We start from the raw sequence: 12,955 nt of genomic DNA, 5'->3' as shown, positions 1-12,955 counted from the left end.
CCATTGTCAAAACCCCATCACTACGGCTAAGCAACGGCCCTGTCGTGGGCGTCCGCCCGCGGATCCGTTCTGCTGCGCTGATTTCGCCGGTGTACGAAGGCGAGGAGAGCCTAACTGATGAATATCGAGACCAATAAGATCGCGGGCGCCGTTTTCGGTTCGCTTCTCTTCGTGGTCGGCGTGAACGTTATCGCCGGCGGCCTGTTTGCTCCCCATAAGCCCGCTGTTCCCGGATACGACCTCCCGGCCCCCGAAGCGGCCGCTGCCGGCGCTGCCGCCGCTCCGGCCGAGCCCGCCCAGCCGCTCCCGGTCCTCCTGGCCAGCGCCGATCCGGCCAAGGGCCAGGCTCAGTCCAAGAAGTGCGCCGCCTGCCACACCCTCGAAAAGGGTGGCCCGAACAAGGTCGGCCCGAACCTCTACGGCGTCGTCGGACGTCCGGTCGCCTCGCATGAGGGCTTCAACTACTCGGCCGGCATGAAGGCCCATGGCGGCGACTGGACCTACGAGGCCCTGGACGCCTTCGTCCACAACCCGAAGCAGGCGACGCCCGGCACCATCATGGCCTTCGCGGGCCTGGCCGGAGCCAAGGACCGGGCGGACCTGCTGGTCTACCTGCGGACGCTCTCCGACAACCCGGTTCCGCTGCCGGCGGCCCAGTAAGTCGTTCACATCGATCACATTTCGGAAAGCCGGGCCCGACGCCCGGCTTTTCTTTTGGGCTCCCGTCCGTCTGACGCGTTATCTCTTGCACTCGCCTCAGCGCGCACAAAATGTAAGCTGACGACAGACGCCTCGCCCTTTCAGGAGACGCCTTGTGATCCGTACCCTTCTGCCGAGCTTCCTCGCGGCCTGCCTCGCCTTCACCCCCCTCGCAGCCCAGGAAGCCTCATGGCGGCACGGTGCGGCTCTCCTCGACGAGCCGAAATATCCTGAAGGATTCCCGCATTTCGACTACGTCAACCCGAACGCCCCCAAGGGCGGGATGGTGCGTCTGGGCGCGCTCGGCACATTCGACAGCTTCAACATCGTGGTCGCCGGCGTGAAGGGATCGCCCGAGCAGGGGCTCGGCCTGATCTACGAAACCCTGACCACCTCGGCCCTCGACGAGGCGAACGCCGCCTACGGCCTGCTGGCGGAATCGTTCTCCTATCCGGAGGATTATTCTTCCGTGAGCTTTCGCCTGCGTCCTGAAGCCAAGTGGCACGATGGCCAGCCGGTGACGGCGGACGACGTGATCTTCTCGTTCGAGAGCCTGAAGGCGAACAGCCCCACCTATGCGTTCTATTACGCCAACGTCACGAAGGCCGAGAAGACCGGCGACCGCGAGGTCAAGTTCACGTTCAACCAGAAGGGCAATCGCGAGCTGCCGCAGATCATGGGCCAACTCCTGGTCCTCCCCAAGCATTGGTGGGAGGGTACCGCGCCGGACGGGCGCAAGCGCGACGTGACGCAGACCACGCTCGAACCGCCGCTCGGTTCCGGTCCCTACCGCCTCAAGAATTTCGACGCGGGCCGCAACGCCACCTACGAGCGCGTGAAGGATTACTGGGGCGAAAAGACCAACGTGAATGTCGGGCAGAACAACTTCGACGAGATCCGCTACGAGTATTACCGAGACGCGACGGTGCTGCTCGAAGCCTTCAAGGCGGACCGCCTCGATTTCCGCACCGAGAACAGCGCCCGCAACTGGGCCACGGGCTATGATTTCCCGGCCAGGCAGGAGGGCCGCGTCGTCCTCGAGGAATTTCCGTTCCGCGCCACGGGCGTCATGCAGGCCTTCGTGCTCAACATGCGGCGCGACAAGTTCAAGGACCAGCGCGTCCGCCGGGCCTTCAACCTGGCCTTTCCGTTCGAGGAGCTGAACAAGACGATCTTCTACGGCCTCTACGAGCGCCCATCGAGCTATTTCTACGGGCTCGACCTCGCCTCCTCGGGCCTGCCCGAGGGCAAGGAGCTGGAGATCCTGGAAAGCGTCCGCGACAAGGTCCCGGCGACCGTCTTCACGACGCCCTACAAGAACCCGGTCAACGACTCAGCCGAAACGATCCGCAACAACCTGCGCGAGGCGGACCGCCTGCTCAAGGAAGCGGGCTGGGAGGTGAAGAACGGCCGCCGCGTCAATGCCAAGGGCGAGGTCCTGAGCGTGGAGCTGCTCAGCAGCAGCCCCAACGAGGAGCGCGTTTTCCTGCCTTACAAGGCATCGCTCGACCGTCTGGGCATCGTCGCGAGCGTGCGCACCATCGACGACGTGCAATACACCAACCGCACCCGCTCGTTCGATTTCGACATCGCCACCGGTCTCTGGCCGCAATCCCTGTCGCCGGGCAATGAGCAGCGCGAATTCTGGGGATCGCAGGCAGCCGCCAGGGAAGGCTCGCGCAACCTCGCCGGCATCGCCGATCCCGGCATCGATGCGCTGATCGACAAGGTGATCTTCGCCAAGGACCGCGAGGATCTCGTAGCCGCCACGAAGGCGCTCGATCGTGTTCTGCTCGCCCACGACTATGTCGTTCCGCAATGGACGTCGCTGAAGCAGCGCACGGCGCGCTGGAACCGCTATTCCCATCCCGACACGATGCCGCGCTACGGCGGAGCCGCCTTCCCCACCATCTGGTGGTACGATGAGGCCAAGGCGGCCAAGACAGGAGCGCCGCGATGAGAGACATCAGCCGCCGCACCATCCTCATGACGGGAGCGGCAGGGGCCGCTCTTTCCTTGCTGCCGCGCAGCGTTCTCGCGCAGGCGGGTGAAACGGAGGCGCACGGCCTGTCGAGCTTCGGCGAGTTGAAATACGCGCCCGACTTCAAGCATTTCGCCTATGTGAATCCCGCAGCGCCAAAGGGCGGCACGCTGGCGATCCAGATCAAGCAGACCACGGGCAACCAGAACTTCGATACCTTCAACACGCTCAACGTCTTCGTACTGCGAGGCGACGGCGCGGCCGGGATGACGAGCACCTTCGACAGCCTGATGGCCGGCTCGGGCGATGAGCCCGATGCGATGTATGGGCTCGTGGCGAAGAACGTGCGCATCTCCAACGACAAGCTCACCTACCGCTTCATTCTGCGCCCCGAGGCGCGCTTTCACGACGGCTCGAAGCTGACCGCGAAGGATGCGGCGTTCTCGCTCAACACCCTGAAGACCAAGGGCCATCCGGTCTTCAACCAGCTCCTGACCCAGATGGCCTCCGCGGAGGCGGAAGCGGACGATGTCCTGCTCGTCCGGTTCACGCCGCAGCGCAGCCGCGACCTCCACCTCATTGTCGCCGGCATGCCGATCTTTTCCGAGCGCTATTGGCAGGGAAAGGACTTCGAGGCCTCCACCCTGGAAGCGCCGCTCGGTTCCGGCCCCTACAAGGTCGGCCGCTTCGAGGTCGGGCGCTTCATCGAGTTCAACCGCGTTCCCGATTACTGGGCCAAGGACTTGCCCGTGAATGTGGGGCAGAACAATTTCGAGCATGTCCGCTACGAATATTTCCGCGACCGCACCGTGGCCTTTGAAGCCTTCAAGAACGGCACGCTCAACTACAACGAGGAATTCACCTCCCGCATCTGGTCGACGGGCTACGACTTCCCGGCCGTGCGCGAAGGCAAGGTGAAGAAGGAAGAGATTTCGAACGACGCGCCCTCGACGATCCAGGGCTGGTACTTCAACATGCGCCGGGACGCCTTCAAGGATCCACGCATCCGCGAAGCCATCGGCCTCGCCTTCGACTTCGAATGGACGAACGCTAACATCATGTTCGGCCTCTATCGGCGCACGACCTCGTTCTTCGAGAACAGCGACATGAAGGCGAAGGGCCAACCTGCGCCGGACGAGCTGGCGCTGCTCGAACCGTTCCGCGACAAGCTGCCGGCCAGCGTCTTCGGCGATGCCATCCTTCCGCCCGTCTCCGACGGGTCCGGACAGGACAGGCGCCTTCTGCGCCGCGCCGACGAGCTTCTGCGCGAAGCGGGGTGCAAGCGCGAGGGCGGCGCGCTGAGGCTTCCCAACGGACAGCCCTTCCGGATCGAGTTCCTCGATTTCCAACCCTCGCTCCAGCCGCACACGCAGCCCTTTCAGGCGAACCTGAAGCGGCTCGGCATCGACGCCGTGTCGCGCATCGTCGATGCGGCGCAGTACCAGCGCCGGATGGAGGAGTACGATTTCGACATGGCGAGCCGAAACCTCGTCGGCTCCTCCACGCCGGGCGACAGCCTGCGCATCGTCTATGGGTCCGCCGCCGGCAAGAGGCCGGGCTCGCAGAACATCGCCGGGATCGATATTCCGGCGGTGGATGCCCTCATCGAGACCATCGGCAACGCCAAGTCACGCCAGGAGCTCAACGTCGCCTGCCGCGCCCTGGACCGGGTTCTCCGTTCGGGCCATTATTGGGTCCCCATGTGGTACCGGGCCAGCGAATGGCTCGCCTATTGGGACCAGTTCTCGCGCCCCGAGACCAAGCCCCGTCTCACCTCGGGCGCACCGGGAACCTGGTGGTACGATGCCGAGAAGGCGAAGCGGATCGGAAGAGGATAAGGCTTGGACACGACGCTGACGACCCGCAGGGAGGCGGACATGCCCCGCCTGCTCCTGCGCCTCGAGGGGCTGGCCCTCTTCGTCCTGGCCACGGCCGCCTTCGCCCATCTGGGTCTCTCCTGGTGGCTCTATGCGGTTCTCTTCTTCGTGCCCGACCTGAGCTTCGCGGCCTATACGGCGGGACCGAGAACCGGAGCCGTTTTCTACAACGCCCTCCACTCCACCCTCGGACCGGCGATCCTGGCAGGATCCGGATGGCTGTCGGAGAGCGCGCTCTGCCTTGGTCTCGCGGCCATCTGGGCGGCGCATATCGGGTTCGACCGCATGCTGGGCTACGGCTTGAAATATCCATCGGGCTTCAACGACACTCACCTCGGCCGCATCGGCCCCAAATCCGCAGGCGCTTGATGCTCGCCTATATCGCACGCCGCATTCTCCTCATGATCCCCACCATCCTCGGGATCATGCTCATCTCCTTCGCCCTGGTGCAGTTCGCTCCCGGCGGCCCCGTCGAGCGCATCATCGCGCAGTTGCAGGGGCAGGATTCCGGCGCCTCCTCCCGCATCTCCGGCGGCGGGGGCGATTTCGGGGTCCAGAGCCCCGGCGGCGCGGGCGCAGGCGGGGGCGACACCTCCCGCTATCGTGGCGCTCAGGGCCTCGACCCGCAATTCATCAAACAGCTCGAGGCGCAGTTCGGCTTCGACAAGCCGGCCTACGAGCGCTTCCTGAAGATGCTGTGGGATTATGCGCGCTTCGATTTCGGCAAGAGCTATTTTCGCGACATCTCGGTTCTCGAACTGATCAAGGAGAAGCTGCCCGTCTCCATCAGTCTCGGTCTCTGGATGACGCTCCTGTCCTATGCGATCTCGATCCCGCTCGGCATCAAGAAGGCCGTGCAGGACGGCTCCTCCTTCGACATCTGGACCTCCGCCATCGTGATCATCGGCTATGCCATTCCGGGCTTTCTCTTCGCGATCCTCCTGATCGTGCTCTTCGCCGGCGGATCGTTCTGGCAGATCTTCCCGTTGCGCGGCCTGACGTCGGAAAACTGGTCGCAGATGCCCTGGTACTGGCAGATCGCCGATTACTTCTGGCATCTCGTCCTGCCGATCACCGCCATGGCACTGGGCGCCTTCGCCACCTCGACCCTGCTGACGAAGAACTCGTTCCTCGACGAGATCCGCAAGCAATACGTGCTCACGGCGCGCATGAAGGGATTGTCCGAGCGGCAGGTTCTCTACGGCCACGTGTTCCGCAATGCCATGCTCATCGTCATCGCGGGCTTTCCGGGGGCCTTCATCGGTGCCTTCTTCGCCGGAGCGCTTCTCATCGAAACCATCTTCTCCCTCGACGGGCTCGGGCTTCTGTCCTTCGAGTCCATCGTGAACCGCGACTATCCGGTGGTCTTCGCCAATCTCTACATCTTCTCGCTGGTGGGGCTGGCGGTGAACCTGGTGTCCGACCTCACCTATACCTGGATCGATCCGCGGATCGATTTCGAGACCAGGGAGGCGTGAGATGAACGAGAACGTGCCCGTCGTCTCGCCGGCCTCCTCGCCCGTGGCGCCTCCCCTGCCGAAGGAAGGCTTCATCAGGCTCTCGCCGCTCAACCGGCGGCGCCTGCAGAACTTCAAGGCCAACCGTCGCGGCTACTGGTCGTTCTGGATCTTCATGGTCCTGTTCGTCCTGAGCCTGTTCGCCGAGCTCATCGCCAACGACAAGCCGATCCTCGCCTCCTACAAGGGCGAGCTGCTCTATCCCGCCTTCGTGGATTATCCGGAGGAGAAGTTCGGCGGCTTCCTGGCGCAGACCGATTACCGCGACCCGGTCATCGCGAAGGAGATCCAGGACAACGGCTGGCTGCTCTGGGCACCGGTCCGCTTCTCCTACAACACCCATAACCTCGACCTGCCCGTCCCGGCGCCCGCGCCGCCCACCTGGATGCTCACCGACGAGCAGTGCCGCCCCATCGCGGAGCGCACCGGCGGCACCGGCTGCAAGGACATCGAGTGGAACTGGCTCGGCACCGACGACCAGGGCCGGGACGTGGTGGCGCGCCTCATCTACGGCTTCCGCATCTCGGTGCTGTTCGGCCTGACGCTCGCCGGCATCTCCTCCCTGGTCGGCATCCTCGCCGGCGCGGTGCAGGGTTATTACGGAGGCTGGACCGATCTCCTGTTCCAGCGCTTCATCGAGGTCTGGACGGCGATCCCCTCGCTCTATCTCCTCATCATCATCTCGGCCGTGATCACGCCGAGCTTCTTCGTGCTGCTCGGCATCCTGCTGCTCTTCTCCTGGGTGTCGCTCGTGGGCGTGGTGCGCGCCGAGTTCCTGCGCGCGCGAAACTTCGAGTATGTGCGCGCCGCGCGGGCGCTCGGGCTGTCGAACGGCACCATCATGTTCAAGCATCTTCTGCCGAACGCCATGGTGGCGACGCTGACCTTCATGCCGTTCATCATCAACGGCTCGATCACGACGCTCACCTCCCTCGACTTCCTCGGCTTCGGCCTGCCGCCGGGCTCGCCGTCGCTGGGCGAATTGCTGGCGCAGGGCAAGGCCAACCTTCAGGCGCCATGGCTCGGCCTCGCGGGCTTCTTCGTGATCGCCATCATGCTCAGCCTCCTTGTCTTCGTCGGCGAAGCCGTGCGCGACGCCTTCGATCCGCGGAAGACGTTCCGATGACCGAGCCCCTCCTCTCCGTCCAAGACCTCTCCGTCGCCTTCCGCCAGGGCGGCGGCGACATGCTGGCGGTCGACCGCGTGTCCTTCGACATCATGCCGGGCGAGACGGTGGCGCTGGTGGGCGAATCCGGATCGGGCAAGTCCGTCACCGCCCTGTCGGCGCTCAAGCTCCTACCCTACCCGTCCGCGCATCATCCCTCGGGCCGCATCCTGTTCAAGGGCAAGGACCTGATCGCCGCCGACGAGGACGAGATGCGCAAGGTGCGCGGCGACGACATCACCATGGTGTTCCAGGAGCCGATGACCTCGCTCAATCCGCTCCACACCATCGAGCGGCAGGTCGGCGAGATCCTGAAGCTGCATCGCGGCCTGTCCGACCGCCAGGCGCGCGCCCGCACGATCGAGCTTCTTACCCTCGTGGGCATCCGGGATGCGGAGACACGGCTCGACGCCTACCCGCACCAGCTCTCCGGCGGCCAGCGCCAGCGCGTGATGATCGCCATGGCGCTCGCCAACGAGCCCGATCTCTTCATCGCCGACGAGCCCACCACCGCGCTCGACGTGACCGTGCAGGCGCAGATCCTGAAGCTGCTCGCCGAATTGAAGAGCAGGCTCAACATGTCGATGCTCTTCATCACGCACGATCTCGGCATAGTGCGCAAGATCGCCGACCGCGTCTGCGTGATGCTGAAGGGCAAGATCGTCGAGCAGGGAACGGTCGCGGAGGTGTTCGGCAATCCGCAGCACCCTTATACGCAACGTCTCCTCGCCGCCGAACCGAAGGGCCGCGCCAACCCGGTGGCGAAGGACGCGCCCGTGATCGTCGATGCCGGACCGATCAAGGTGTGGTTCCCGATCAAGCGCGGCTTCTTCCAGAAGACTGTCGGCTACGTGAAGGCGGTCGACGGTGTGTCGGTGCGCGTGCGCCGGGGCGAGACCGTCGGCGTGGTGGGTGAATCCGGTTCCGGCAAGACCACGCTCGGCCTCGCGATCCTGCGCCTCGTGCAGTCGGAAGGCCCCGTGATGTTTCTCGGCAACCGCATCGACGGCATGCGCGGGAAGGAGATCCGCCCGTTGCGGAAGGATCTTCAGGTAGTGTTCCAGGATCCCTACGGCTCCCTCTCGCCGCGCATGTCCATCGCCGAGATCGTCGAGGAAGGGTTGCTCGTGCAGGACAAGGGGCTGACCTACGCGCAGCGTCGCGACATCGTCGCGCGAGCCCTGCAGGATGTAGGCCTCGATCCCTCCACCATGGACCGCTACCCGCACGAGTTCTCCGGCGGGCAGCGCCAGCGCATCGCCATCGCCCGCGCCATGGCGCTCGAGCCGCAATTCATCATGCTCGACGAGCCGACCTCGGCGCTCGACATGTCCGTGCAGGCGCAGATCGTCGAATTGCTCCGCGACCTCCAGAAGCGGCGCAACCTCGCCTACATGTTCATCAGCCATGATCTCAAGGTGGTGCGGGCACTTGCGAACCACGTGGTGGTGATGCAGAACGGCAAAATCGTCGAGGAAGGCTCCGCCGAGAGCATCTTCGCCGCGCCCCGGACCGACTACACCAAGGCACTCTTCGCCGCCGCCTTCAACCTCGAAACGGCGGCATCGCACGCGGTTCGGGAATAGGCTAAAGCATCGAACGCAAAAGTGGGAACCGGTTTTGCGTTGAAAGATGCGTCAAACCATAAAGTTAGAGCATTGCACGTGAGTTCGAGTTCACGTCCGATGCTCTAGACGCTGCGATCAGACATCCGCCTCATCCTATTGGTGACGTAAGGTAAACCTGTGTTCTGGGCACGCCTTGAGAAACACATGACAGGCCACCACAGCCAAGCTCTCTTGATTGCTTTGCCGCATTTTGACGGTGAACCGGATCCACTTCACCGAATATGGCTCTAATCCCGAATTGCAGAAGCCATATCTCAAGGTGCGCGCACAGCTGGGTTCAAGGCCTGCAACCGCCCCGTTCAGCTCTGCGCAGGAGGCCAGCGCTCCTAACGCGCCGAGCGTAGCTGCCCTTCGTATTACCCAAGGGAAGACACAGCTCACGAGAGCTGTGCAGAGGCGGCTTGACCTGGATTTACTATAACAATATATCGTTAAGATTCCCCGGAAATTCTGACCGATCCAGAGAGGCACGCTATGACCTACTCCAACCTTGCGGCACCAACCATTGCAGGCATCCAGATCGGCACGGCCGCTCCGAGCCCGGATGTCCAGATTGCCGAAAACGGCGCCCCGGGCCGAGTGATTGGCGAACTCGTCTTCGCAGGACATAATTCCGGGCACAACTTCACCTTCGAGTTCCTAGACTGGCTGCATCCCACCCAAACAATTGAAGTGCCGTTCGAAATCGTGCCTGGGACAGGCGACGACGACGGCAAATTCTTCTTCAAGCTTAAAGCGAACCAAAGCCTCGATTATGAGACAAACGAGAGTTTGAGTTTCACCCTCAAGATCACCGACAACGATCAGACGGATAATAACACTGCCAGCTTAAACATCGGAGTGGATGTTCATAACATCAACGAAGCTCCAACGGCCATCGACTTCGGCACGGCGGGGAATGTCACCACCACGGTCTCGCGGAACGCCCCCACGGGCACCGCTTTCCAGTCCCTGCGCACGATCGATCAGGATACGGGCGACACCCACACCTATGCGATCGTCATTGGCAACAACAGCAGCACCCCCATCCTGAACAGCGCCTTTGCGATCGGCACCGGAGACGATGCGGGCAAGCTCGTGGTTCGCCATGCCGGTCTCCTGGCCGCGCTCAGCGGCCCTCAAACCCTCTGGATCCAGTCGACGGATTCGGGCGTCGGCCATCTATCGGTCTGGACCCAGGTCACGGTCAACGTCGCTGTGCCATCCCACGAGAACCATGCGCCGACAGGCGTAGAGATCCTTATCAACGAGGACAATCCGACAACCGCCTTCGCCCTGGAAGAGCTCGGCGAAGCAGGCCGCTTCATCGGTAGACTGTCCCCCATCGATTGGGATGACGATGACTCCTCCACCTTCGAGATCGTCGATCAGAACTCGCCCTTCGAAGTTTTTACCAATGAGGACGGGATCACCAGCCTGAAGCTGAAGGCGAACACGGTTCTGGACCGCGAAGCCTACGCGAACGGCACCTTCACCCTGCACATCAAGGTGACCGATGGCGCCGGCGCCAGCTTCACGCAGGCGTTCACCGTGAGTGTCGGCAACGTCAACGAAGCACCGACGGACATCACCCTGTCGAAGGCCGCGATTGCGGAGAACTCCGTTGCCGGCACCGAGGTGGGTATCCTGGCTACTATGGATCAGGACTTCGTCGACAGCTTCACCTTCTCGCTCGCCGACAATGCCGGTGGCGCGTTCAAGATCGAGAACGGCAAGCTTGTCGTCGCAGATGCCTCGAAGCTCGATTACGAGACGGCCACCTCGCACAAGATCAAGGTGAAGGTCACGGATGCCGGTGGGCTCTCGTTCGAGAAGGAGCTTGTCGTCGGCGTTACCGATGTCGCGGAGAACGTGGACGGTGCCAAGAAGAACGACAAGCTCGTCGGCGGCGTTGGGGCCGACATCCTGGACGGCAAGCTCGGCAAGGATACGCTGACCGGCGGCTTCGGCAAGGACGCGTTCGTGTTCAGCACGAAGCTCGGCAAGTCGAATGTCGATAAGATCACCGACTTCAAGGTCGGCGAGGACATGATCTACCTCGACAACGCCATCTTCAAGAAGCTCGGCAAAGCCGGGTCCTTGGCCAGCCCGGTAAAGCTCAAGAAGGCGAACTTCGTCCTTGGCGACAAGGCCAAGGACAAGGACGACTACGTGGGCTACGATTCGAAGAAGGGCGTGCTCTGGTACGACTCCAACGGTTCGGCAACCGGCGGCCAGGAGACGATCGCGACGCTCTCCAAGAAGCTGAAGATGACGGTCGATCATTTCTTCATCGTCTAAGCCCGAAGAAGGCCCCAATCCAAGCCCCGGCGGGAACCCGCCGGGGCTTTTCCGTTCAGGGACAATCCACGTGTGGCCCGTCAAAGGATCTGTCGCCTCCGCCGCATTGATCGCCTATAAACACTGCCCTGGTATCATGCCCGGAGAGAATTCATGCCTCGCGCTCTCATCATCGTGCTCGATTCCGTCGGTATCGGCGGGGCGGAGGATGCGCCGGCCTATGGGGATGCCGGAGCTGATACGGTCGGGCATATCGCGGAGGCCTGCGCGACGGGGGGAGGCGACCAGCCGGGTCTGCGCCAGGGGCCGCTCGACCTGCCGCACATGACGGCGCTCGGCCTCGGGCTCGCCTGCGAGGCCTCGACGGGACGCATGCCGCCGAACCTTGCCCCAAGGGGTGCGCTGAAAGGCGCCTGGGGCTATGGGGTCGAGACCTCCAAGGGCAAGGACACGCCCTCGGGCCATTGGGAGATCGCGGGCGTTCCCGTCACGTTCGACTGGGGCTATTTCCCCGATACGATTCCGTCCTTTCCGGAGAAACTCACGGCGGCGCTCATCGAGCGCGGCAACCTTCCCGGCATTCTCGGCAACAAGCATGCCTCGGGCACCGTCGTCATCGACGAATTCGGCGCCGAGCACATGCTGAGCGGCAAACCCATCGTCTACACCTCGGTGGACAGTGTGCTGCAGATCGCCGCCCACGAGGAAACCTTCGGGCTGGAACGGCTCTACGACCTGTGTCGGATCGGGCGCAAACTCTGCGACGAGTACAAGATCGGCCGTGTGATCGCCCGTCCCTTCCTGGGCTCGCCGGAGACGGGCTTCAAGCGCACCGGCAACCGCAAGGATTTCGCCACGCCGCCGCCCGCCGACACGATCCTCGACACGCTGGCGAAGGCGGGCCGCTCCGTGGTCACCGTCGGCAAGATCGCCGACATCTTCGCCCATCGCGCGACGGGCCGGGAGATCAAGCCGAACGGCAACGATGCCTGCCTGTCCGCCGCCATCGAGGCGTTGAAGGGCCTGCCTGACGGCGGCTTCGTCTTCGCCAATCTGGTCGATTTCGACAGCGAGTTCGGCCATCGCCGCGATATCCCCGGCTATGCCGCCGCCCTGGAGTCATTCGACCGCCGCATCCCGGAAATCGAAGCGGCGCTCCAGGATGGCGACCTCGTCATCATCACCGCAGATCACGGCAACGACCCCTCCTGGCGCGGCTCCGACCATACCCGCGAACACGTGCCAATCCTGAGCTTCGGTCAGGGTGTTGCACAGGAAGCCATTGGGCGTCGGGAGAGCTTTGCCGATATAGGAGCAAGTGTGCTGCGGCATCTGGGTGTCGCCCATGGCGGCAAGGGAATGTCGTGGTTTTAATGACCGTCGTTTCGGACGGCAGAGCCGAGCCGGGATCGTTGGAGGAGAATAGTACGTTATTGTGAAAGCGATCCCCGATTATCGCTACGCTCTGTCCGGAATGACAGCTGAACCATTCGCTCCTTTAGACCAAGCTGCCGCACTCTCGGCGGGTGGCATTGACGGCCCCGAAACTTTGGATCAGTCTTCCAAGGATCGTATGGAGGCTCTCCGACGATCTGTTGAGGGAGTCTTCCCGTTTTCGTGTGGAAGATCGTTCATGAGCTCGCCTAACCGCTCGACCCATATCCGGCTCACCTCCCATCCCGAGCCGAACGCAGGCACCATCAAGCATCCGATCAAATGGGGGGCGCAGGATCCCCAGGAGCGTGGCCCGATCATCGGCACCGTCACCAATCCGGCCGACCGCAACGTGATCGGCGCCCATGGCGGTT

At 63.3% G+C, this 12,955-nt stretch carries 9 protein-coding genes and 1 pseudogene; all 10 read left to right on the top strand.

Going from position 1 to position 12,955, the window contains the following annotated elements:
* Window positions 1–117: 117 nt before the first annotated feature.
* On the top strand, window positions 118–660 hold the full coding sequence (locus OC446_RS07105) for a c-type cytochrome (protein ID WP_262028352.1): 543 nt from the start codon (window positions 118–120) through the stop codon (window positions 658–660).
* A gap of 154 nt (window positions 661–814) precedes the next feature.
* On the top strand, window positions 815–2,659 hold the full coding sequence (locus OC446_RS07100; protein WP_410055025.1) for an extracellular solute-binding protein: 1,845 nt from the start codon (window positions 815–817) through the stop codon (window positions 2,657–2,659).
* Window positions 2,656–4,518 carry an extracellular solute-binding protein gene (locus OC446_RS07095; protein WP_262028351.1) on the top strand — a complete coding sequence of 621 codons (1,863 nt, stop codon included), beginning with the start codon at window positions 2,656–2,658 and terminating at the stop codon, window positions 4,516–4,518. The genes OC446_RS07100 and OC446_RS07095 overlap by 4 nt, the downstream gene beginning before the upstream one ends.
* Window positions 4,519–4,521: 3 nt before the next feature.
* Window positions 4,522–4,926 carry a DUF4260 domain-containing protein gene (locus OC446_RS07090; RefSeq protein ID WP_410055024.1) on the top strand — a complete coding sequence of 135 codons (405 nt, stop codon included), beginning with the start codon at window positions 4,522–4,524 and terminating at the stop codon, window positions 4,924–4,926.
* On the top strand, window positions 4,926–6,035 hold the full coding sequence (locus OC446_RS07085; protein ID WP_262028350.1) for a microcin C ABC transporter permease YejB: 1,110 nt from the start codon (window positions 4,926–4,928) through the stop codon (window positions 6,033–6,035). The genes OC446_RS07090 and OC446_RS07085 overlap by 1 nt, the downstream gene beginning before the upstream one ends.
* A 1-nt stretch (window position 6,036) precedes the next feature.
* Window positions 6,037–7,200, top strand: coding sequence for an ABC transporter permease (locus OC446_RS07080; RefSeq protein ID WP_262028349.1), 1,164 nt, complete (start codon window positions 6,037–6,039; stop codon window positions 7,198–7,200).
* Entirely contained in the window at window positions 7,197–8,825 is a 1,629-nt protein-coding gene (locus tag OC446_RS07075) for an ABC transporter ATP-binding protein (RefSeq protein WP_262028348.1), read from the top strand. The genes OC446_RS07080 and OC446_RS07075 overlap by 4 nt, the downstream gene beginning before the upstream one ends.
* A 516-nt stretch (window positions 8,826–9,341) precedes the next feature.
* Window positions 9,342–11,147, top strand: coding sequence for a hypothetical protein (locus OC446_RS07070; RefSeq protein ID WP_262028347.1), 1,806 nt, complete (start codon window positions 9,342–9,344; stop codon window positions 11,145–11,147).
* 153 nt (window positions 11,148–11,300) lie between these two features.
* The gene (locus OC446_RS07065; RefSeq protein ID WP_262028346.1) at window positions 11,301–12,521 is read left to right on the top strand and encodes a phosphopentomutase; all 1,221 of its coding nucleotides are present in this window, start codon (window positions 11,301–11,303) and stop codon (window positions 12,519–12,521) included.
* 259 nt (window positions 12,522–12,780) lie between these two features.
* Window positions 12,781–12,955 (top strand): annotated as a pseudogene (locus OC446_RS07060) (hypothetical protein); the annotation flags it as partial.

This window comes from Microvirga sp. Mcv34 (genome assembly GCF_024519725.1).
Classification (GTDB): Bacteria; Pseudomonadota; Alphaproteobacteria; order Rhizobiales; family Beijerinckiaceae; genus Microvirga.
The sequence above is the reverse complement of the archived record's forward strand: the minus strand, read 5'-3'. Positions and strand labels throughout refer to the sequence as shown.

Excerpts from the sequence above, each read along its gene's own strand:
- OC446_RS07105 (WP_262028352.1), top strand. The coding sequence starts at position 118 with ATGAATATCGAGACCAATAAGATCGCGGGCGCCGTTTTCGGTTCGCTT.
- OC446_RS07095 (WP_262028351.1), top strand. The coding sequence starts at position 2,656 with ATGAGAGACATCAGCCGCCGCACCATCCTCATGACGGGAGCGGCAGGG.
- OC446_RS07085 (WP_262028350.1), top strand. The coding sequence starts at position 4,926 with ATGCTCGCCTATATCGCACGCCGCATTCTCCTCATGATCCCCACCATC.
- OC446_RS07080 (WP_262028349.1), top strand. The coding sequence starts at position 6,037 with ATGAACGAGAACGTGCCCGTCGTCTCGCCGGCCTCCTCGCCCGTGGCG.
- OC446_RS07075 (WP_262028348.1), top strand. The coding sequence starts at position 7,197 with ATGACCGAGCCCCTCCTCTCCGTCCAAGACCTCTCCGTCGCCTTCCGC.
- OC446_RS07070 (WP_262028347.1), top strand. The coding sequence starts at position 9,342 with ATGACCTACTCCAACCTTGCGGCACCAACCATTGCAGGCATCCAGATC.
- OC446_RS07065 (WP_262028346.1), top strand. The coding sequence starts at position 11,301 with ATGCCTCGCGCTCTCATCATCGTGCTCGATTCCGTCGGTATCGGCGGG.